Origin of the sequence: uncultured Ferrovibrio sp. (genome assembly GCF_937960835.1) — a bacterium.
Classification (GTDB): Bacteria; Pseudomonadota; Alphaproteobacteria; order Ferrovibrionales; family Ferrovibrionaceae; genus Ferrovibrio.
Genome location: NZ_CALGPC010000006.1, coordinates 648,111 through 668,922, shown reverse-complemented (window position 1 = coordinate 668,922; position 20,812 = coordinate 648,111). Strand labels below are relative to the sequence as shown.

Annotated in this window: 18 protein-coding genes and 1 pseudogene; 8 read left to right on the top strand and 11 right to left on the bottom strand. The window is 63.8% G+C overall.

The features are described from left to right. Positions 1-523: pseudogene (locus tag Q0603_RS07545) on the top strand (hypothetical protein); the annotation flags it as partial. A 174-nt stretch (positions 524-697) separates the two neighbouring features. On the opposite strand, the gene gyrB reads toward Q0603_RS07545, so the two are convergent. From gyrB to rpsT, 6 genes are all read right to left on the bottom strand, one after another. After that, positions 698-3,148, bottom strand: a complete 2,451-nt coding sequence (gene gyrB / locus Q0603_RS07540; RefSeq protein ID WP_298724189.1) for a DNA topoisomerase (ATP-hydrolyzing) subunit B — start codon at positions 3,146-3,148, stop codon at positions 698-700. Positions 3,149-3,166: 18 nt separating this feature from the next. Further along, positions 3,167-4,360, bottom strand: a complete 1,194-nt coding sequence (recF, locus tag Q0603_RS07535; protein WP_298724187.1) for a DNA replication/repair protein RecF — start codon at positions 4,358-4,360, stop codon at positions 3,167-3,169. Between the two features lies 1 nt (position 4,361). Next, entirely contained in the window at positions 4,362-5,480 is a 1,119-nt protein-coding gene (dnaN, locus tag Q0603_RS07530; protein ID WP_298724183.1) for a DNA polymerase III subunit beta, read from the bottom strand. A 180-nt stretch (positions 5,481-5,660) separates the two neighbouring features. After that, positions 5,661-7,103 (bottom strand): chromosomal replication initiator protein DnaA, encoded by a 1,443-nt coding sequence (dnaA, locus tag Q0603_RS07525; protein WP_298724224.1) that lies wholly within the window; start codon positions 7,101-7,103, stop codon positions 5,661-5,663. Between the two features lie 50 nt (positions 7,104-7,153). Beyond that, complete coding sequence (locus tag Q0603_RS07520) at positions 7,154-7,597, bottom strand: rhodanese-like domain-containing protein (protein ID WP_298724181.1); 444 nt, start codon at positions 7,595-7,597, stop codon at positions 7,154-7,156. A gap of 431 nt (positions 7,598-8,028) precedes the next feature. After that, positions 8,029-8,292 (bottom strand): 30S ribosomal protein S20, encoded by a 264-nt coding sequence (rpsT, locus tag Q0603_RS07515; protein WP_298724179.1) that lies wholly within the window; start codon positions 8,290-8,292, stop codon positions 8,029-8,031. Positions 8,293-8,449: 157 nt separating this feature from the next. On the opposite strand from rpsT, the gene Q0603_RS07510 reads away from it, so the two are divergent. The 3 genes from Q0603_RS07510 (at position 8,450) to ggt (ending at position 13,393) form a co-directional block, all read left to right on the top strand. Further along, on the top strand, positions 8,450-9,034 hold the full coding sequence (locus Q0603_RS07510; protein ID WP_298724177.1) for a hypothetical protein: 585 nt from the start codon (positions 8,450-8,452) through the stop codon (positions 9,032-9,034). 125 nt (positions 9,035-9,159) lie between these two features. After that, on the top strand, positions 9,160-11,499 hold the full coding sequence (locus Q0603_RS07505) for a bifunctional salicylyl-CoA 5-hydroxylase/oxidoreductase (RefSeq protein ID WP_298724175.1): 2,340 nt from the start codon (positions 9,160-9,162) through the stop codon (positions 11,497-11,499). A 289-nt stretch (positions 11,500-11,788) separates the two neighbouring features. Continuing rightward, entirely contained in the window at positions 11,789-13,393 is a 1,605-nt protein-coding gene (gene ggt / locus Q0603_RS07500; RefSeq protein ID WP_298724173.1) for a gamma-glutamyltransferase, read from the top strand. A 446-nt stretch (positions 13,394-13,839) separates the two neighbouring features. On the opposite strand, the gene Q0603_RS07495 is transcribed toward ggt, so the two are convergent. Continuing rightward, positions 13,840-14,862, bottom strand: a complete 1,023-nt coding sequence (locus tag Q0603_RS07495) for a putative sulfate exporter family transporter (protein WP_298724171.1) — start codon at positions 14,860-14,862, stop codon at positions 13,840-13,842. A gap of 14 nt (positions 14,863-14,876) precedes the next feature. Next, on the bottom strand, positions 14,877-15,434 hold the full coding sequence (locus tag Q0603_RS07490) for a hypothetical protein (protein ID WP_298724169.1): 558 nt from the start codon (positions 15,432-15,434) through the stop codon (positions 14,877-14,879). Between the two features lie 174 nt (positions 15,435-15,608). Between Q0603_RS07490 and ispH the strand changes: the two genes are divergently transcribed. Genes ispH through rnhA form a run of 3 tightly spaced genes read left to right on the top strand, consistent with a single transcriptional unit; the run spans position 15,609 to position 18,034 of the window. Continuing rightward, entirely contained in the window at positions 15,609-16,571 is a 963-nt protein-coding gene (gene ispH / locus Q0603_RS07485) for a 4-hydroxy-3-methylbut-2-enyl diphosphate reductase (protein WP_298724167.1), read from the top strand. 9 nt (positions 16,572-16,580) lie between these two features. Beyond that, positions 16,581-17,570 carry a homoserine kinase gene (locus tag Q0603_RS07480; RefSeq protein WP_298724164.1) on the top strand — a complete coding sequence of 330 codons (990 nt, stop codon included), beginning with the start codon at positions 16,581-16,583 and terminating at the stop codon, positions 17,568-17,570. 2 nt (positions 17,571-17,572) lie between these two features. Then, positions 17,573-18,034, top strand: coding sequence for a ribonuclease HI (gene rnhA / locus Q0603_RS07475; RefSeq protein ID WP_298724162.1), 462 nt, complete (start codon positions 17,573-17,575; stop codon positions 18,032-18,034). Positions 18,035-18,084: 50 nt separating this feature from the next. Here rnhA and Q0603_RS07470 read toward each other — a convergent pair whose 3' ends face one another. Further along, positions 18,085-18,567 (bottom strand): peroxiredoxin, encoded by a 483-nt coding sequence (locus Q0603_RS07470; protein WP_298724159.1) that lies wholly within the window; start codon positions 18,565-18,567, stop codon positions 18,085-18,087. A 109-nt stretch (positions 18,568-18,676) separates the two neighbouring features. Beyond that, positions 18,677-19,501, bottom strand: coding sequence for a protein-disulfide reductase DsbD domain-containing protein (locus Q0603_RS07465; protein ID WP_298724157.1), 825 nt, complete (start codon positions 19,499-19,501; stop codon positions 18,677-18,679). Between the two features lie 107 nt (positions 19,502-19,608). Here Q0603_RS07465 and Q0603_RS07460 point away from each other — a divergent pair, with 107 nt between their 5' ends. Next, complete coding sequence (locus tag Q0603_RS07460) at positions 19,609-20,190, top strand: YqgE/AlgH family protein (protein ID WP_366132457.1); 582 nt, start codon at positions 19,609-19,611, stop codon at positions 20,188-20,190. A 35-nt stretch (positions 20,191-20,225) separates the two neighbouring features. On the opposite strand, the gene Q0603_RS07455 is transcribed toward Q0603_RS07460, so the two are convergent. Beyond that, entirely contained in the window at positions 20,226-20,810 is a 585-nt protein-coding gene (locus Q0603_RS07455) for a GNAT family protein (RefSeq protein ID WP_298724155.1), read from the bottom strand. Positions 20,811-20,812: the final 2 nt, after the last annotated feature.

Sequence of the window (20,812 nt, the reverse complement as noted above, 5' to 3'; positions counted from 1 at the left end):
AGAAAGGTCAGTCATGGCTTTAGCTCCTGAACAGGAACTTATAGGACTGCGGTTGTTCAGTCAAGTATATAATTCGGAATTTAGTCTGCACGGCAGGGTCGTCGAAATCGCTGGGATCCGGATTGCGGGCCTAGGGGGCATCTTCCGGGAGGAGATCTGGCACCCAAAGCTCCTGCATGGCCAACCAGTATTTCGGTCTCCCGAGGAGTTGGCAGCCCTTACTTCGGTGACAGGGGCGCCCGGGGCGGTCCGGGAGGGAATCCCCATCCGACACAGAACCTCCATCTTCTGGAGCGACTACGAGCGCCTCTGGGACCAATCCGCCGATATCCTGGTGCTTCATGATGCGCCGGAGAGCCATCGGCACGGGTTCCCGGAGCTTGGAGACCTAGCGAAAGCTATGGGGGTCCGGCTAATCGTCCATGGCCACCACCACGAGGCATATACCGGCCGAACGGCTGGAAACATCGAGGTCATGGGCGTTAACAGGGAAACCGTGGTCGGGCTTCCGGGCGGCTGCTGAAAACCGTCGGAATCTGACGTCAGGATTTGGCCTCCGCCTGAATCAGCCGACCGGTAGTAGCTTTGTGTCTGATTTCATTAAGGAAATCGGGAGCCAGAGTCAGTAATCATTTCAAAGGCGACCAGTTTTCGCTTCCATTCCGACGGTTTTTGCTTCCGCGCACAGCAGCTGGTCTCAGATATCCAGATTGGCCACGTTCAGCGCGTTGCTCTGAATGAAGTCGCGGCGCGGCTCGACGACATCGCCCATCAGCGTCTCGAACACGTTGTCCGCTTCCTCCGCATGGTCGATCTTGACCTGCAGCAGGCTGCGCGCCTCGGGGTCCAGCGTGGTCTCCCAGAGCTGCTCGGGGTTCATCTCGCCCAGGCCTTTGTAGCGCTGCATGGTGATGCCCTTACGGCCGGCGGCCTGCACGCGCTCCAGCAGATCGACGGGGCCGCGCACCACATGCACCTCATCCTTGCGGCGCAGTTCGGCCGGCTTCAGATAGGTGGCCTGCATCTCGCCCGCCATGTCGTTGAGGCGGCGGGCATCGACCGAACGCAGCAGCTGGCCATCGAGCACATAGGTCTCGGTATAGCCGCGCAGGCTGCGCTTCACCGTCAGCGTGCCGTCGCCGCTGGCAGTGCAGATCCAGCCGCGTTCCAGTTCCGGCGTCAGCGCGTTCAGGCGGCGCGACAACGCATCGGCGGCTTCCGCAGCCTTCTGCGGATCGGCCATGATATCGGCCTGCAGCATGCCGAGGATGGCAGCCTGCTCGACGATCCACGGATTGTAGCGCTTGCCGATCGCATCCAGGAGGCCGCGCGCCACACGCGCATGATCAAGCAGCGTGCGCAGATCCTGACCGGCGCGCTGGCTGCCGTCATGCAGGGTCAGCACTGCGCCTTCGATGCCCTCGTTGATCAGGTAATCCTCCAGCGCGGCTTCGTCCTTCAGATAGCGTTCCGACTGGCCGCGCTTGACCTTATACAGCGGCGGCTGCGCGATATAGAGATGCCCCGCATCGATCAGCGGCCGCATCTGCCGGAAGAAGAAGGTCAGCAGCAGCGTACGGATATGCGCGCCGTCCACGTCGGCGTCGGTCATGATGATGATCTTGTGGTAGCGCAGCTTCGACAGATCGAAGTCCTCATGGCCGATGCCGGTGCCAAGCGCTGTGATCAGCGTGCCGATTTCCTGCGAGGACAGCATCTTGTCGAAGCGCGCGCGCTCGACGTTGAGGATCTTGCCGCGCAGCGGCAGCACGGCCTGGTTGGCGCGATGACGGCCCTGCTTGGCCGAACCGCCCGCCGAGTCACCCTCGACCAGAAAGAGTTCCGCCTTGGACGGATCGCGCTCCTGGCAATCGGCCAGCTTGCCGGGCAGCGAGGAGATGTCCAGCGCGCCCTTGCGCCGCGTCAGCTCGCGCGCCTTGCGGGCGGCTTCGCGCGCGGCAGCGGCTTCCACCACCTTGCCGACGATGTTGCGCGCCTCGGACGGATGTTCCTCCAGCCACGCGGCCAGCACTTCGTTGACCAGGCTTTCCACCGCCGGACGCACTTCTGACGAGACCAGCTTGTCCTTCGTCTGCGAGGAGAATTTCGGATCGGGCACCTTCACCGACAGCACGCAGGTCAGGCCCTCGCGCGCATCCTCGCCGCTCAGCGTGACCTTCTCCTTCTTCAGGATGCCGCTCTCGCTGGCGTAATTGTTGATGCAGCGGGTCAGCGCGGCGCGGAAGCCGGCCAGATGGGTGCCACCGTCGCGCTGCGGAATGTTGTTGGTGAAGCAGAGCACGGTCTCGTGATAGCCGTCATTCCACTCCATCGCGATTTCGACGCCGATGCCGTCACGCTCGCCGCGAATGGTCACCGGCGGCTTGTGCAGCGCCGTCTTGTTGCGGTCGAGATAAGCGACGAATGCCTCAACGCCGCCATCGTAGCGCAGCTCGACGCGCTTGGGCTCGACGCCGCGCAGATCTTCGAGAACGATCTTCACGCCGCTGTTGAGGAAGGCCAGCTCGCGCAGGCGATGCTCCAGCGTGGCGAAATCGAACTCGGTCTTAGTGAAGGTTTCCGGCGAAGGCAGGAAGGTCACTTCCGTGCCACGCTTGCCATCCACAGCCGGGCCGACTTCGGCCAGCGGCGCTTCCGGGTCGCCGTGGCGGAAGCGCATGAAATACTCTTTGCCGCCGCGCCAGATGCGCAGCTCCAGCGTGATCGACAGCGCATTCACCACCGACACGCCCACGCCATGCAGGCCGCCCGACACCTTGTAGGAATTCTGGTCGAACTTACCGCCGGCATGCAGCTGGGTCATGATGACCTGCGCGGCCGAAACGCCCTCTTCCGGGTGGATATCGACCGGAATGCCGCGGCCGTTGTCGCGCACCGTGCAGGAACCGTCCGGATTGAGGCCGACATAGACTTCGTCGCAATAGCCCGCCAGCGCCTCGTCGATGGCGTTGTCGACCACCTCGTAGACCATGTGATGCAGGCCGGTGCCGTCATCGGTATCGCCGATATACATGCCCGGGCGCTTGCGCACGGCATCCAGGCCCTTGAGCACCTTGATCGCGGAGGAATCGTAACTCTCGCTGTTGCCGTTATCACGGCCGTCATGCGGTGCCACTGCTTCGCTCATATCAGTCACTGCCTCAAATTAAACGTGGCGCGGCGTGACTACGCCATCGACCACCGTGAAAAACTCAGCCCGGCCGGCGAGGTCGTCGAACAAGCCCTCGTCGGTTCCGGTCAACCATGCCTGCCCGCCCAGGGCGAGCAGTTCCTCGTACAACGCCGTGCGCCGCCTTGCATCGAGATGCGCCGACACCTCATCCATCAGCATCAGCGGCGCCTTTTGCCGGCGCGCGCGGATCAATCGCGCATTCGCCAGGGTGATCGCGATCAGCAGCGCCTTCTGCTCGCCGGTCGAGCAATGCTCGGCGGCCTGCGCCTTCTCGGCATGCCACACCATCAGATCGCTGCGATGCGGCCCGTCGGTGGCAGCGCCAGCCTCGCGGTCGATGCCGCGCTTGGCCGCCAGCAGGCTGCGGAACTTCTCTTCTGCCGCCAAGGCCGGCATGTCTTCCAGCCAGGCTTCGATCACGCCCTGCGCCGCCAGCCGCGCGCGCGGAAACGGACCCGTCGCCAGGGTCATCCCGGTTTCGATCCGCGCCAGACCGTCGCGCCGCGCGGCGGCCACCGCCACGCCATGCTCGGCCATCTGGCCTTCCAGCGCGCTGAGCCAGGCCGGATCGGCGCCACCTGCTTTCAGCAGGCGGTTGCGCTCGCGCATCGCGCGCTCGTAAGCGGCCAGTTGCCGCGCATGGCCGCTATCCAGGCCATAGACCAGCCGGTCCATGAAACGCCGCCGCGTCGAAACGCCGTCGACGAAAAGCCGGTCCATCTGCGGCGTCAGCCAGACCACGTCCAGATACTCGGTCAGGCCGTTCGCGCTCGCCGCCGGCTCGCCGTTGATCCGCACGACACGGCGTTCGCTGCCTTCCTCGCCGGCTGGCGTTTCTGCAAGCCCGGTGCCGATGCTCACCGGCCCGACGACGCTTGCCACTTCCGCATGCGCCGCCCAGCAGCTTTGGCCTGCATGGCGGTTGACCTCCGACAGCTTGGCGCGGCGCAGGCCGCGGCCAGGGCTGAGGAAGGACAGAGCCTCCAGGATATTCGTCTTGCCGGCGCCGTTGGGGCCGGTCAGCACTACGGGTGCGCCGCTGAGGCGCAGATGCAGCTCGGTGTAATTGCGAAAATCGCGCAGGCTCAGCGAGAGGACGGCTGTACCGCCCTGCGCCGCGTTTTCAAACGACCTGTTATTCGCAACTAAGACCGCGCTGCTGACCAAGTCACACTCGCATCGGCATCAGCACATACAGCGCGCCATCGTCGCTCGGATCGCGCACGAGCGTGGGCGCCAGCGCATCCGCCAGCAGGAACCGTGCATTCTCGCCTTCAATCTGGCTCGCGATGTCGAGGAGATAGCGCGAGTTATAGCCCACCTCGATCGGAGCCGCGCTATAGGCCGCGGTCAGCTGCTCGGAGGCCGAGCCGTGATCCGGGCTGGTGGCCGACAGCTCGATGCCTTCAGGCTTGAGCGACAGCTTCACCGCGCGGCTCTTCTCGGTGGAGATGGTGGCGACGCGGTCGACGGCAGCGGCAAAGGCCTTGCTGTCGACTTCCATCACCTTGTCGTTGTCGCGCGGAATGACGCGCTCGTATTCGGGGAAAGCGCCGTCGATCAGCTTGGAGACCAGCACCAGCTCGCCGAAGGTGAAGCGAATCTTCGTGTCGCTCAGCTCGATCTTCACATCGGCCGCGCCGCCTTCCAGCAGCTTGCGCAGTTCGTTCACCGTCTTGCGCGGTACGATGACGCCCGGCATGCCTGCAGCACCCGCCGGCAGCGGCGCTTCGACGCGCGCCAGGCGATGGCCGTCGGTCGCCACCGCGCGCAGCATCGGCACGCCGGCGCTGCTGGCCGCATGCAGGTAGATACCGTTGAGGTAATAGCGCGTCTCTTCCGTCGAGATGGCGAAACGCGTCTTGTCGATCAGGCGGCGCAGCTGATCGGCCGGCAGCTGGAAGCTATGTGGCAGATCGCCGGCAGCCATGACCGGGAAATCTTCCTTCGGCAGGCAGCTCAGCTTGAAGCTGGAACGGCCGGCGCGCAGATCGAGGCGCTGATCGGAGGCAGCAAAGGTCAGCTCGATCTCCGCGCCATCGGGCAGCTTGCGCACGATGTCGTAGAAGGTATGGGCTGCTACGGTCGTGGCGCCCGGCTTCTCCACCTTGGCCGGCAGTTTCTCGACCACGGCGATATCGAGGTCGGTGGCGGTCAACGCCAGCCGTTCGCCCTCGGCCTCCAGCAGCACGTTGGACAGGATCGGGATGGTGTTGCGGCGCTCGACGACGCTCTGCACATGGCTCAAGGCGGTCAGCAGAACGGCGCGCTCGATGGTGAGTTTCATGGTTGGAAACCGGTCATGTTTTTGTTGATTTCGGCAGGTTTCCGCCGAGTCCGCAGAGTATATCAAACCCCCCCTTTGTACGCGAGGGATTTGACCCCTTTTTGCGCATGCAAAAGGGCCGCCTTCCGGCAGCCCTTTTCTTAGTCCAAGTTATTGGATTTACTGAAAAAATCGAAAATATCAGCTTTCCAGTTTGCGGCGCAGCAAATCGATATCCTCGGCAAAGGCCGCATCGATCTCCCGCAGCTCCTCGATCTTGCGCACGGCATGCATCACCGTGGTGTGGTCGCGGCCGCCGAATTTGCGCCCGATCTCGGGCAGCGAGCGCGAGGTGAGCTGCTTGGCCAGATACATCGCCACCTGGCGCGGACGGGCCACGGCGCGGGCCCGGCGGGGCGAATGCATGTCGGCGAAGCGGATCGAGTAATGCTCGGCCACGCGCTTCTGGATTTCTTCGATGGTGACCTTGCGGTCGTTGGCGCGGAGCAGGTCCTGCAGCACTTCCTGCGCCGAGGCCACCGTCACCGGCTTGCCGACCAGGCTGGCATAGGCCGAGATGCGGTTCAGTGCGCCTTCCAGTTCGCGCACATTCGAGGTGATGCGGCGGGCGAGAAATTCCAGCACGTCCTGCGGAATGTTGGTCAAGCCGTTCTTCTCGGCCTTGGCCTGCAGGATCGACAGCCGCAGCTCGAAATCGGTCGGATGGATGTCGGCCACCAGACCCCAGCCGAGACGCGAGCGCATGCGCTCCTCGATGCCTTCCAGATCCGACGGCGAGCGGTCGCCGGAGACGATGATCTGCCGGTTCTGATCGCACAGCGCGTTGAAGGTATGGAAGAACTCTTCCTGGGTGCTTTCCTTGCCGGCAATGAACTGGATGTCGTCGATCATCAGCACATCGACCGAGCGGAACTGCTCCTTGAACGCCATCGTGTCCTTGAAGCGCAAGGCACGGATGAACTGATACATGAACTTCTCGGCCGACAGATACACCACGCGGCGCTCCGGGAAGCGCTGGCGGATATGCCAGCCGATCGCATGCATCAGATGGGTCTTGCCCAGACCCACGCCGCCATAGAGGAACAGCGGATTGTAGGTCACCGTCGGGCTTTCGGCGACGCGCAGCGCGGCCGCGCGCGCCAGCTCGTTCGACTTGCCGGTGATGAAGCTGTCGAAGGTGAAGCGCGGATCGAGCGGCGCGGACAATTCACGTTCGACATCGTCCATCTCGCGCACCTGCATGGCCGGCGCGCCACGATCCGAGGTCATCACGCGTGGCACTGCCGGCATCGCCTCGTTGGCGGCTGCGACCTTCGCCTGCGGCGCCTGGGTGGCGCCGGTGGGACGGACATGGATCACGACGCGGCGCACCGCAGCATTTTCCAGGCGCCAGATCTCGCGCAAGCGCTCGCTGTAGTGATTGGCGACCCAATCGCGCATGAAGCGGGTCGGCACCGCCAGATGGACATCGCCGTCCTGCGCCAGGCCCTCATCGGCCAGCACGACCGGCTTCAGCCAGGAATTGAAGGCCGCATCGCCGAAGGAAACGCGCAGGCGCGCACGCACGCGCTGCCACTGGGCGTCCAGCGGCTCACCGGCCGTGGGGGCCGGCAGATCGGCCATGGAGACGGATTGCGACTGTGGATGCGAGGATTTGACCATGATCGGGGTCCTCAGCTCTGGACCCAGGCCAGGCCAGCGGCCTTCCAGCCGTTCAAACGTCCGCGCCGCTTGTCGGCGTCGAGATCGCCCTCAAATCCGCCCGCTACATTGTAGCAAGGACCGAACCCGGCCGCCGTCATCGCCTTGGCCGCGGCGCGCGACCGCGCGCCCGAGCGGCAGATGAAATACAGGGCCTGCCCGGGCACCACCCCCTGGGCAGACAGCTCTTCGGCAAAACGCGGGTTCACACTCATTTCAGGATACACTTGCCAAGATACAAACAGCGGACGCTTCCCCAGCTTGCCGAGATCCGGCGTGCCGACGAAACTCCATTCAGGTTGAGTACGGACGTCTATGAGTTGGGCGGTCGGGTCGTTTGCAAGTCGGTTCCAGGCTTCGGTCGTCGCAACATCGCCAGCATAGTCATCGTCCCCCGCCTTCACCGAAGCCAACATCCCCAACCTCGCGCCACGTTCGTTGTTTCAAGTCTATCTTCCGTCACGCGCGCTGCCGGCGTCACAAAAAATCCCACCGGAAACTTCGACACCATAGGGCGGCATCCCCCGCCCTTCCCCGATGTCGCTATCCGCTCGTCGCGCGGCAGCGGAGGCATTAAAGGGAAATAGCCGGGGCCACGCAAGCGGACAGATGATGACTCCCCGAAAAAAATTTTTCCGCGTTGCATAATTAGAACTTGGCAACGTGTTCTGCGGCTGAGTGGAAACAAGGCGCGGATTAATCACCTTGATGAAAACGTCCGCGAACGCTGCAACATCATGCGTACTGATTTCGCAGTCGCATAAAAAAACATCGCCCGCTCGATGAGCTGGGCGATGTTTCGGAGCTGATAAGACTAAAGGCTAATGAGGCGCTGCTGGCGCGGCGATCAAGCCATAGCTTTGAGACGGGCGTTCAGACGCGACAGCTTGCGCGAGGCAGTGCGCTTCTTCACCACACCCTTGGTCACGCTCTTGTCGAGCGCGGGCTGCGCTTCCTTGAACGCGGCCTGCGCTGCGGCCTTATCGCCGGAGGCAATAGCGGCTTCCAGTTTCTTCACTGCCGTGCGGACTTTGCTGCGACGGGCGCGGTTGACGGCCGTGCGCTTCTTGGTCTGACGGGCGCGCTTCTCCGCGGACTTATGTTGAGCCATAGCTGACGATTTCCGATTGGTTGATGCTGCCTTGCGGCGAAATCGAGGCGGGGGTTATAGCCCTGCCCCCGGCAGGCGTCAACCCCGCAAAGCGACCGGTTTTTCGGCGTGATTACCGGAGCTTGCGACCTTTTGACCCGCCCGCCATAGTGCCGTTATGCCCGATATCGCCCAGATCGCTCAAGCCCTCTATTTCGCCGGCGCCGTTCTATGTCTCGTTTTGGTCGCGCGCTCGCCGCTGCCGGCTGCGTTATTCTGGGGCGTCGGCGCAGTCCTGCATGCAGCATTAGCCGCCGTCGAGTTCACCGATCTTCTCGGCTGGCCCATCTTCACCGGGCTCGAGGGCGATCTGCGATATCTCGCCTTCACCGCCGGTTTGCTCGGCTTTGCCTTCGGCGCGGTGTTCAGTCTGGTGCTGCCACCGGGCTCGAAATGGCTGACTCTGATCACTGGCATTGCGATTGCCCTTTTGGTTGCCGTTGCGGCCGACCGCCTGCCTCTGGGCAATCTGCCGCTGCCGCTGATCCTGCTCGGCACCCTGATGCTGGCGATCATCGCGGGTCTGCGGCATCGGCCAGTGCCCGGCCGCTGGCTGCTGCTCGGCACCTTGGCCGTCGCTCTGGCGGAGCTCGCCCGCCACCGCTATCTCGGCTTCATCCCCATGCCGCCGGGCAGCCTGGCCCGGATCTTCTTTGGCATCGCCCTGGCGGGCTTCGGCTTCACCGCCTTCAAGGCGCGCTGAAACCACCTCTCCTCTCTCTGACCGCGTGACACCCCTGTCTCAGGGCGCGTCAACGCCCGTATTGCGCCTGCTGTCTGCCCAGAATATATTTTAAGTATAAAATATTCTGGACGAGGAGCGCCGCCATGCGTGTCACCATCGTCGGAGGCGGTCCGGCCGGCCTCTATCTGGCCCTCCTGATGAAGAAGGCCGACCCGGGCCACGAGATCACGGTTTACGAGCGCAACCGCCCGGACGACACCTTCGGCTTCGGTGTCGTCTTCTCTGACGAAACGCTGAACCAGTTCCTCTCGGAAGACGCAGAAACCTATCAGGCGATCAAGGACAGCTTCGCTTACTGGGACCAGATCGATGTGGTGGCCGGCGGCCAACGCATTCGCTCCGGCGGCCATGGCTTCTGCGGTCTGGCGCGCAAGCGGCTGTTGCAGATTCTGCAGGAACGCTGCCAGGCCCATGGCGTGAAACTGCATTTCCAAAGCGAGCAGCAGGATTTCGAAGCGCTGCGCCGCGGTTGCGACCTGCTGGTCGGTGCCGACGGCATCAACAGTCTGGTGCGAGAAACCTGGAAGGATCGCTTCCGGCCGCATCTCGACTGGCGGCGCAACAAATTCGTCTGGCTCGGGACGACTTTGCCGCTCGATACCTTCACCTTCATCTTCGAGGCCAACCAGCATGGCCTGTTCCAGGTTCATGCCTACCGTTTCGAAAAAGACCTATCGACCTGGATCGTCGAAACCACCGAAGAAACCTGGAAACGCGCGGGCCTTGATCGGGCCAGCGAAGACGAAACGCTCGCTTATTGCCAGAATCTCTTTGCCAGGCACCTGAATGGACACAAGTTGCTGAGCAACCGCTCGATCTGGCGCACATTTCCGACCATCAAATGCGAGCGATGGGTGCATGAGAATATCGTCCTCATCGGCGATGCGGTGCATACGGCGCATTTCTCCATCGGCTCGGGCACTAAGCTTGCGATGGAAGACGCCATCGCGCTGAACCGCACGCTGCATGCTGGCCATAATGCGCTGCCTGCGGCGCTGAAAGCGTTCGAAGACGCGCGCCAGACGGAAGTCTCGATTTTGCAGCATGCGGCGCAGGTTTCTCTGGAATGGTTCGAACATACCGAGCGGTATCGCGGTTTCGAGCCGATCCAGCTCGCGCTGTCACTGCTGTCGCGTTCAAAACGCATCACCTATGACAATCTGCGCCTGCGCGATCCGGCTTTCATCGCCGGGATCGACCGCTGGTTCGCCGAAAAGGTCGAGCGCGAGCAGGGCGTGACGCTGCAAAAATCCCCCAATCCACCGCCGCCGATGTTCACGCCATTCAAGCTACGCGATCTGGTGCTGGAAAACCGCGTCGTCGTTTCGCCCATGTGCCAGTATTCGGCGGAAGACGGCATGCCGAACGACTGGACGCTGGTGCATCTAGGCAGCCGCGCCATCGGCGGCGCCGGTCTCGTGATTACCGAGATGACCGATATCGCGCCCGAGGCACGCATCACGCCGGGCTGCACCGGCCTGTGGAGCGAAGCGCATGCCAGGGCCTGGCGCCGCATCACCGATTTCGTCCACGCCAATTCCAAAGCGAAAATCGGCATTCAGCTTGCGCATGCCGGCCGCAAGGGTGCGACCTGCTTGCCTTGGGCTGGCGGCTATGATGAGCCATTGCCGCAGGGCGCCTGGGAGATCATCGGCCCCTCGCCCATTCCCTATCTGCCGCATAGCCAAGTACCGCGCGCGATGACCCCCGCCGATATGGATGCCGTGCGCGAGGATTTCGTTGCCGCCGCCAGGCTTGCGATTGATGCGGGCTTCGACCTGCTGGAACTGCATATGGCGCATGGCTATCTGCTCTCGACCTTCATCTCGCCGCTGAGCAATACGCGCGATGATGCGTATGGCGGCAGCCTGGAGAATCGCATGCGCTTCCCGCTGGAGGTATTCGAGGCGATCCGCGCCGTCTGGCCTGCGGAAAAGCCGATCTCTGTGCGGCTCTCGGCAGTCGACTGGGTGCCGGGACGCGGGCTTGAGATCGAGGATTCCGTGCAGATCGCGAAAATGCTGAAGGCACGCGGCTGCGACCTGCTCGACGTTTCCGCCGGGCAGACGTCCACGGAAGCAAAGCCTGTTTACGGCCGTATGTTCCAGACGCCGTTTTCCGATGCCATCCGTCAGGAGGCTGGCATCGCCACCATCGCGGTCGGCGCGATTACCACGGCCGATCAGGTCAACACCATCGTCGCATCCGGCCGCGCCGATCTTTGCGCGCTCGCCCGGCCGCATCTGGCCGATCCCTATTTCACGCTGCATGCGGCGGCCGATTACGATTGGCGCGGCGTGAATTGGCCGGTGCAGTATCACGCTGGCCGCGACCAGCTCTATCAGCTCAAGGCCCGCGAACGCGAAGAATCCGCCGCCGCCGATGCCTTCGCCAAGCAGCGCGCCAGACGGGATGAGATCTAGCTCACGCCCCGTTATCCCACCTTCTCCCGCCATCCCGGGTGCTACCCACGGGTCCGCGTTTTGCGCGGCCCGAGGACAGGCTGCGCACGGAGTGGTGTGTTGCCAACCCGGAATCTTTTGCCAATACATCAGCAGATCCCGGGCCTGCGGTGCACCATTGCAGGCTGCACCGCGCCCGGGATGACGAATAGCACCGGGATGACGTGCTGTAGAGGAAACCTCGGCCTTTCCATCCCGGCGGCCAGCGCATAAGCTCCGGGTCCTGATCTTCTGGGGAGTCTCTCGTCTCATGCGTGACCTGCAATTGCCCGGCCGTTCCGTCGTCATGGGCCGGAATGGCGCCGCCGCCACCTCGCATCATCTTTCGACCCTCACCGCGCTGGAGATCCTGCGGCGCGGCGGCAATGCGGCCGATGCGGCGATTGCCGCCTGCGCCGTGCAATGTGTGGTCGAGCCCGGCTCAACCGGCATCGGCGGCGACAATTTCGTGCTCTTCGCGCCGGCCGGCACCGATCTCGCCAAGGGCGGCAAGGTCTATGGCCTCAACGGCTCAGGTCGTGCGCCAAAAGGCCTGACCGCCGATTTCCTGCTGCAGCAGGGCATGAAAGAGATCGGGCTGACCTCGGTGCATGCCGTCACCATTCCAGGCGCCGTCGATTCCTGGTGCAAGCTGAACCAGCGCTTCGGCTCGATGCCGCTGGCCGAACTGCTCCAGCCCGCGATCCAGCATGCCGAGAACGGCTTCGCCGTCACCGAACGCGTCGCCACCGACTGGGCGCGCAACGAAGGCAAGCTCAAGGCCGATGCCAATTCCGCACGTGCCTGGCTGAAGGATGGCCGCGCGCCGAAGGCCGGCGAAGTCTTCCGCCAGCCTGAGCATGCGAAAGTCTTCCGCGAGATCGCCGCCAAGGGCCGCGACGGCTTCTATACCAGCTGGGTGGCCGAGGACATCGTGGAATACCTGCGCAGCCTGGGCGGCACGCATGCGCTGGAAGATTTCGCAACCCAGGAAGCCTTCTGGGTCGACCCCATCATGACGCGCTATCGCGGTGTCGACGTGCTGGAGATTCCGCCAAACGGCGTCGGCATCACCACGCTGTTGATGCTGAATATCCTGAGCGGCTTCGATCTTTCCAAATACGATCCAGTCGGCGTCGAGCGTTTCCATATCGAGGCCGAAGCCACGCGGCTTGCGTTCCAGATGCGCGATGCCTATGTGGCCGATCCCGCCTTCGCCGAAGTGCCCGTTGAGAAGATTCTCTCCGCCAGCTTCGCCGACGAGCTGCGCAGCCGCATCGACATGAAGAAGGCGATGCCGGTTCTTGGCCCCGCTGGTGCGACCACCTATCGCGACACGGTCTACATCAGCGTCGTCGACGAGAAGGGCAATGCCTGCTCCTTCATCAACTCGTTGTTCTGGCCCTATGGCACTGGCCTGAGCAGCCCGAAGACCGGCGTGCTGCTGCAAAACCGCGGCGCCGGCTTCCGCGTCGATCCTACGCATCCGAATTGCGTTGCGCCACACAAGCGGCCGCTGCACACCATCATTCCGGCCATGGCGCTGAAGGACGGCAAGCCCTGGCTGTGCTTCGGCGTGATGGGCGGCGGCTTCCAGCCGGTCGGTCAAAGCCATGTGCTGACCAACATCATCGACTACGGCATGAACGTGCAAGAAGCCATCGACTGCGCCCGCGGCTTCTATCAGATGAACCGCTTCGAGGCCGAGCGCGGCATCCGCGAGGATGTGCTGAAAGGCCTCGCCGCTCTGGGCCACCCGATCCATATGGCCGAAATGCCCCATGGCGGCGGTCAGGCGATCATGATCGACGCAGAGAACGGTGTGCTGCAGGCCGGCTCCGATCCGCGCAAGGACGGTTGCGCGCTAGCGTATTGAGAACGGGCAATCTGTCCGCGCTCAAGACCGCCTAACACTCCAGAACATCGTCACCCCGGGCGAGCCGATAGGCGAGGCCCGGGGCCCGTTTTCTGACGCTGCCGTTTGTCCTGCGAAGGCCTTGTTGCCACTGCTGCTGGGCATCGTGAAAGGGTCATGGGCGCATACCTTCGTATGGCCGGGAAGCGCCCGAAGCGGTGGGGGCGTCAGGAAGGCCTCGGAAGCCGATAGACGCCACGTGAAGCTCCAAAAGGCATTCGGAAGCCGCGGGAATGAAAATGGAGGGAAATGGATCGAAATGAATCGGAATGGTTCAAAACGGTCGCAAACGAACCGGAATGGAGCGAAACGGACTCGAACGGGCTGCAACGAACCCGGATGAACCGGATTGGTTACCAGGGAGCCCGGATCGCTCCAGCGGCTATCTTTCTGGCCCCAAAACCGGCTCAGAAAGCCAGCAGCAGGGTCGTGGTGACAAAAACCAGGAGGATGGCCGTCTCGGCCAGAATGAGCAGCAGTGGCTTCCAGCCGAGCGCAAAAAGCTCGCCGAAGGACGTCTTCACGCCCAGCGCCGAGATGGCGATGAGCAGGCAGGCGCGCGAAACATCGGACACGCCGCTCACCAGCATCTCGGGCAGCGGCAGGATGCTGGCCAGCACCACCAGTGCGACGAAGCCGAGCAGGAAGCGCGGCAGCAACTGCTGCTGGCCGCCCGCGCCGCCTTCCGCTTTCTCCGTCGCCGTGCGTCGGTACAGCCAGGCGATCATGACCACCACCGGCAGAAGGCAGGCCACGCGCACCAGCTTGACGAAAGTGGCGATGTCGCCGGCATGCGGCGAGACCGTGAGCCCCGCACCAAGCACCTGGGCCACGTCATGAATGGTGGCGCCGAACAGCACGCCGGAAGCCGTCTCATCCAAGCCCAGCGTCTTGGCCAGCAGCGGGTAGATCACCATCGCCGCCGTCGACAACGCCGTGACGCCGATGACGGTGAGCAATGTCAGACGCTCAGCCTGCGGCGAACGCGGCAGAGCGGCGGCAATCGCCATCGCCGCCGAAGCGCCGCAGATGCCGACCGCGCCGCCCGAAAGCAGTCCCTCTTCGCGGCTGCGCCCGGCCAGCCTGGCGAGCAGCGCGCCGCTCAAGATCGACAGCGCCACACCGCAGACCGCCAGCGCCACCGGGCCGATGCCGAGTTCCCAGATGCGGTCGAAGGTGATGCGGATACCGAGCAAAGCCACACCGATGCGCAGCACGCTGCGCGCGGCGAAATCGATGCCGGGCCGCACGCGGGCATCGGTGGCAAGGAAGTTGAAGGCCATGCCGAGCAGCAGCGCAAGCAGGAAGGCCGGGCCGCCGTAATGCTCGGAAATGAAGCCGACCGCGAGCGCCACGGTCGCAGCCACCGTCAGGCCTGGCCACAGACCGCGCAGACGGTTCAGACGATTGAGGATGGTGGTTGCCGGCACGGCGCGGCTGTCGGTCAGAAGCCGCGTTCTTGCCGGTTACGTTCGAGCTGCTCGCGGCCCATCTCCAGGCCGATCAGGATTTCGACGTCGCTGGTGCTGCGGCCGGCCAGCGGAATGCGCTGCTCCAGTTCCTCGCCGACGATGACGCGGCGGCGACCCGGCTCAAAGGGAATGCGGGCGACAAATTCCTCGCGCGCCAGCACATTCTGCTGCTTGTCAACCACGGCGACGAAATACGGCACCAGCGCCTGGTTCTGCGTCGCGGCCGGCCCACGCGTGGCGCCGACCTGCAGGATGAAGCTGACCACCACCACGCTCTGCTTGTCTTCGTATTTGCACTGGCCGTCGTAATCGACCAGCTCGGTCTCGAAGGTCACATCGGTGAGGTCGCGGCCGGCGCCCTCGCGATACTGCGTCGCCTTCTGCGCATCGCCCAGGATGCCGACCCGCGGGCAGGGCGGCAGCCTGTTCGGCTTGGAACCGGAACAGGCCGCAAGGCCAAGGCCAAGCAGGACCAGAACGGCGAGAGCAGGGCGCAGGGCGGAAAGACGGACGGTCGAGAAAATGCTCACGGGCGGCTCACGGGCTTCTGCGCCACGCAGGAGGGCATGGCAGCCTTTCCTTCGCGCGGCGAGTGTATTAGCTTGCCCGGCAGTTCGCGGGCCTGTCCTGTATAGAAGAGGGCCCGGCGGCAGACAAGCGACAGGCTTGCAAGCCTTTGATCTTTCAGGACTGATACCAGGCCGATGACCTCTAGCAGCCGCCCTTCAATCGCCCTTGTCCTGGCCGCCCCGCGCGGGTTCTGCGCCGGCGTCGACCGGGCGATCCAGATCGTGGAAAAGGCGCTGGAGCGTTTCGGCGCGCCGGTCTACGTGCGCCACGAGATCGTACATAACCGCACCGTGGTCGACAGTCTGGCTGCCAAGGGCGCCGTCTTCGTCGACGAGTTGGACGAGGTGCCGCAGGGCGCGCCGGTGATCTTTTCGGCCCATGGCGTGCCGAAATCGGTGCCGGCGGCGGCGCAGGCGCGCAATCTATTCTATCTGGATGCCACCTGCCCGCTGGTCAGCAAGGTGCATCGCGGCGCCGAGCGCCATTACAAGGAAGGCCGCCGCCTGATCCTGATCGGCCATGCCGGCCATCCGGAAGTGATCGGCACGATGGGCCAATTGCCGCCCGGCGCGGTGACGCTGATCGAGACGGTGGAGGATGTCGCGCGCCTTGATATGCCCGATGGCGAGCCGCTCGCCTACATTACGCAGACCACGCTGTCGGTGGACGACACGGCCGAAATCATCGCGGCGCTGAAGAAGCGTTTCCCGCAGATCGAGGGGCCGAAGAAGGAAGACATCTGCTACGCCACCACCAACCGCCAGGCAGCCGTGAAGGCGATTGCCGGCGGCTGCGACGCCATGCTGGTGATCGGCGCGCCGAATTCCTCGAACTCGCTGCGCCTTGTCGAAGTAGCAAAACGCTCGGGCTGCGAACGCGCGCAGCTCGTGCAGCGCGCCGGCGACATCGACTGGTCGGCGCTGGACGGCGTGCAGACCGTTGGCATCACCGCCGGTGCCAGCGCACCCGAACGCCTGGTGGAAGAAGTGATTGAGGCCTTCCGCCAGCGCTACGACGTGACCTTGCGCGAAATCGCCACCGCCACAGAAGCCGTGCAGTTCAAGCTGCCCGCAGCCCTCGACGCTTCTGCCGCCTGATCGCTCTGCATGGCTGTCTACACAGAAATCGACGACGACCAGTTGGCCGCCTTACTGGCCGAGTACGACATCGGCACGGCGTTGTCCTGCAAGGGCATCGCCGAGGGCGTCGAGAATTCCAACTACATGCTGGTCACCGACAAGGGCCATTATTTCCTCACGCTGTACGAGCGCCGCGTGAAGCGCGAGGATCTGCCCTACTTCCTCGGCCTGATGGATCACCTGACCAGCAAGGGCCTGGCCTGCCCGACGCCGATCCATGATCGCCAGGGCAATGTGCTGCGCGAAGTCGCAGGACGCCCCTGTGCCATCATCAGCTTCCTGAACGGCGTCTGGCCCAAGCGTCCGACCACGCATCATTGCCGCGAGGTTGGCGCCGCCATGGCACGCATGCATGTGGCGGGCCGCGATTTCCCGCTCAACCGGCCGAATGCGCTGAGCGTCGAGGGCTGGCGCAGCGTGCTGTCTGCCTGCGGCGAGCGCGCCAACCAGGTCCGCGAGGGGCTGGAAAAGGAACTGGAGCGCGAATTCGATGCGCTCGCCGCCGCCTGGCCCACGCCGCCGGGCCGCGCGGGCGACAAGCCCTTGCCGCACGGCGTCATCCACGCCGATCTGTTCCCCGACAACGTGCTGTTCGTCGGCGAAACCTTGAGCGGCCTGATCGATTTCTATTTCGCCTGCAACGACTACTTCGCCTATGACTTGGCGATCGCGCTGAATGCCTGGTGCTTCGAGGGTGATGGCGCATTCAACGTCACCAAGGCGAAGGCGCTGATTGCGGGCTATGAAAGCGTGCGGCCGCTGACCGACGGCGAAGTGCAAACCCTGCCGCTTTTTGCGCGTGGCGCGGCGCTGCGCTTCCTGCTGACGCGGCTATATGACTGGCTGAATCAGGTGCCCGGCGCGCTGGTGAAACCGAAGGACCCGATGGAATACTGGAAGAAGCTGAAATTCCATCGCCAGGTGCTGGGGCCATCGGCCTACGGGGTCGAACGCTGATCATGGCCCCTGCGGAAAGCGTCGAGATTTTCACCGACGGCGCCTGCCTGGGCAATCCTGGGCCCGGCGGCTGGGCGGCGATCCTGCGTTTTCGCGGCAACGAGAAAGAGCTGAGCGGCGCCGAGCCGGAAACCACCAACAACCGCATGGAACTGATGGCAGTGATCGAAGCGCTGGAAGCGCTGAAGCGGCCCTGCACCGTCACCATCTACGCCGATAGCCGCTATGTGATAGACGGCGCGACCAAATGGCTGCAAAGTTGGAAGGCGCGCGGCTGGAAAACTGCCGACCGCAAGCCGACCAAGAACGTCGATCTGTGGCAGCGCTACGAAGAAGCTGCCAAGCCGCATCAGATCACCTGGCAATGGGTGCAAGGCCATTCCGGCCATGTCGAGAATGAGCGGGTCGATCAGCTTGCCCGCGCGGCCGCCACCGAAATCGCCGGCAGCTTCGATATCGAATGAAAAGCCGGCCGGATTGCTCCGGCCGGCCTTTCCATCGCCGAAATGGACGCTTAGAGCTGAGAGAGCAGGGTATTGGCGTCCGAGACCTCGAAGGCGCCAGGCTTTTCCAGATTGAGCGTCTTCACCACGCCATCCTCGATCAGCATCGAATAGCGCTGCGAGCGCAGGCCAAGGCCGCGGGCGGAGAGATCGAATTCCATGCCGATCGCCTTGGTGAATTCGGCCGAGCCGTCGGCCAGCATCATCACCTTGTCGCCGACATTCTGCTGCTTGCCCCAGGCGCCCATCACGAAGGCGTCGTTGACCGACAGGCAGGCGATGAGATCGATGCCCTTGTTCTTCAGTTCGGCATGCCTCTCGATGAAGCCCGGCAGATGCTTGGCCGAGCAGGTCGGCGTGAAGGCGCCCGGCAGAGCGAACAGCGCAACTTTCTTGCCCTTAAACAGTTCGCCGGTTTTGACCGTCTGCGGCCCTTCCTCGGACATAACGTAAAGCGTGACGTCAGGGATACGGTCGCCAACCTTGATGGTCATTGTTTCCTCGTTTCGTTTCAGTTGGGCTGAATGCCGCGAAAAACGGCCAGGGTAACATGGGCCCGCCCCGCCGCGGAGGCAAGTGTCGACTGCCAACCGTTCGCGACAATCAGGGCTTCAGCGCCATTTCGGCGCGGATCGCGTCGTCCACCAGCGTCAGGGTCAGCGGTTTCGCCGCCGCATCGACGGGCGAAACCGAAAACACAAAGCGCGCCTGCCGCCGATCCGGCGACAAAGACACCTCGGGCCGGCTGAACCATGCTTCGCTGGGCCCTTCGATGAAAAGATCGGGCTGGCTCAGCGGCAGATCGCTTTCCAACGTGATGCCCAGTTCACCCGGCGTACTGTGCCGCGAGACCAGGCGGATGCCGGCCTGCTCAGCTGGTTGCGGAACCTTGGCCTGCCAGCGCGCGACAAGAACTGCCGCAGAGGATTGGATATCCGCAGGCGCGTTCATCCCATGGCTGAGGCGATGGGTCAGCCGGTCCTCGCGCAGGATGCAGATTTCCTTGCAGACGCCGTATTCCAGCGCGAGGTCGAGATCGAGCGGCTGCCCCTTCTGCTGCGGCACCAGCTTGATGGGCAGCACTACCTCGCCGGTATAGCCGTAGAGTTCGGTGTTGCCGATGTTGATCCGCTGCGGCGCGGGCCATTTCACTTCAGCATGGGCCAGATTGCGGGAGGCCGACCAATCGAAACGCGGCGGCAAACCGCCCTCGCCCGGCGTGCGCCAGTAGAATTTCCAGCCCGGCGCGAGGCGAATCAGCAAGCCGGCCCGCTCGCCGCCGGCGTCGAGCAAACTCAGGCGGACGGGCTCGCGCTGCAAGGCTGAAGTCTGAGGCGTAATCTGGGGCGCAGTCTGGGCCTGCGCCGCCGAGGCAGGCAGCAAACCGAAGAAAACGGCAAAAACCCAGGACACCCGCCGAACAACCATGACTTAACTCTGTCCTGCGGCGTGGGAATTGCAAGAGCCAGACACCGCCACCATATGGACAACTGATCCCACAAGAGTAACATTCGAGTGAAAGCGGGGAGCTGAGCATGATGGACGACAGCAAGGCGATCACCGGCTATCTCGAGCGGCAACTGCTAGTCGCGATGCCGTCGATGGGTGATCCGCGTTTTGCCCGCACCGTTATCTACATGTGCTCCCACAACGCCGAAGGCGCGATGGGGCTGGTGATCAACAAGCCCTATCCGGGCCTGACCTTCCCCAATCTGCTGACGCAGCTCGGCATCGAGCCCACCATCGACAACGACATCATCGTCCGCCTCGGCGGGCCTGTGGAGACCGGTCGCGGCTTCGTGCTGCATTCGACCGACTACATGCATCAGGGCAGCGTGAAGCTGGACGAGAGCAGAGGGATCGGACTGACCGCTACGCTGGACGTGCTGCGCGCCATCGCCAACGGTACCGGGCCGCAGCGCAGCCTGTTCGCGCTGGGCTATGCCGGCTGGGGGCCGGGACAGCTCGATGCAGAGATCCAGGAGAATGCCTGGCTGGCGGCGCCCGCCGATCCGGATCTGATCTTCGATTCCGATCTCGATGCGTTGTGGGAGCGCGCGGTGCGCAAGATTGGCGTCGACGTCGCCAAGCTGTCGAGCGTCGCCGGCCGCGCCTGAACGGTTACTACTTCGCTCTTTCGGCGGGGGCCGGGTTAGCGGGGTTTAGGATCGGTAGACAGCCGCGCGTAAAGCTGGTGGTCCCGCCAGACGCCGTCGATCTTAAGATATTCCCGCAGAATGCCTTCCGGCTTGAAACCCGCCTTGATGAGAAGCCGCTGGCTCGGCCCGTTCTCGGGCAGACAGGCGGCTTCCAGCCGGTGCAGCTTCAGGCTGCCATAGCAATGCGCCATCATCACCGCCAGGGCATCGGTCATATAGCCCTGTCCGGCATGCGGCTTGCCGATCCAATAGCCGAGTTCACCGCATTGCGAAGCGCCGCGCCTTAAGTTGGACAAGGTGATGCCGCCGACCAAACCATCGTTGCGGCGCAGAAAGATGAAATAGGCCTCGCCGAGATCCTGACGCTTGAGCCGCTCGAACCAGGCGAGCCGGCGGCGGAATCCGTCGCGGCTCAGCGCGTCCTCGGCCCAGGTCGGCTCCCAGGGCTGCAGATGATCGCGGCTGATGGCACGCAAGGCCGCCCAGGATTCGTAGTCGGCAATGCTGGGCGGCCGCAGGTAAACGTGCTGTCCGCCGAGGAGAGGCGAGCCTCCGGGGAGAAACCGGCCGAACAGCATCC

Excerpts from the sequence above, each read along its gene's own strand:
- gyrB (WP_298724189.1), bottom strand. The coding sequence starts at position 3,148 with ATGAGCGAAGCAGTGGCACCGCATGACGGCCGTGATAACGGCAACAGC.
- dnaN (WP_298724183.1), bottom strand. The coding sequence starts at position 5,480 with ATGAAACTCACCATCGAGCGCGCCGTTCTGCTGACCGCCTTGAGCCAT.
- dnaA (WP_298724224.1), bottom strand. The coding sequence starts at position 7,103 with ATGGCCGATCTGCCGGCCCCCACGGCCGGTGAGCCGCTGGACGCCCAG.
- Q0603_RS07520 (WP_298724181.1), bottom strand. The coding sequence starts at position 7,597 with ATGTTGGCTTCGGTGAAGGCGGGGGACGATGACTATGCTGGCGATGTT.
- rpsT (WP_298724179.1), bottom strand. The coding sequence starts at position 8,292 with ATGGCTCAACATAAGTCCGCGGAGAAGCGCGCCCGTCAGACCAAGAAG.
- Q0603_RS07510 (WP_298724177.1), top strand. The coding sequence starts at position 8,450 with ATGCCCGATATCGCCCAGATCGCTCAAGCCCTCTATTTCGCCGGCGCC.
- Q0603_RS07505 (WP_298724175.1), top strand. The coding sequence starts at position 9,160 with ATGCGTGTCACCATCGTCGGAGGCGGTCCGGCCGGCCTCTATCTGGCC.
- ggt (WP_298724173.1), top strand. The coding sequence starts at position 11,789 with ATGCGTGACCTGCAATTGCCCGGCCGTTCCGTCGTCATGGGCCGGAAT.
- ispH (WP_298724167.1), top strand. The coding sequence starts at position 15,609 with ATGACCTCTAGCAGCCGCCCTTCAATCGCCCTTGTCCTGGCCGCCCCG.
- Q0603_RS07480 (WP_298724164.1), top strand. The coding sequence starts at position 16,581 with ATGGCTGTCTACACAGAAATCGACGACGACCAGTTGGCCGCCTTACTG.
- rnhA (WP_298724162.1), top strand. The coding sequence starts at position 17,573 with ATGGCCCCTGCGGAAAGCGTCGAGATTTTCACCGACGGCGCCTGCCTG.
- Q0603_RS07470 (WP_298724159.1), bottom strand. The coding sequence starts at position 18,567 with ATGACCATCAAGGTTGGCGACCGTATCCCTGACGTCACGCTTTACGTT.
- Q0603_RS07465 (WP_298724157.1), bottom strand. The coding sequence starts at position 19,501 with ATGGTTGTTCGGCGGGTGTCCTGGGTTTTTGCCGTTTTCTTCGGTTTG.
- Q0603_RS07460 (WP_366132457.1), top strand. The coding sequence starts at position 19,609 with ATGATGGACGACAGCAAGGCGATCACCGGCTATCTCGAGCGGCAACTG.
- Q0603_RS07455 (WP_298724155.1), bottom strand. The coding sequence starts at position 20,810 with ATGCTGTTCGGCCGGTTTCTCCCCGGAGGCTCGCCTCTCCTCGGCGGA.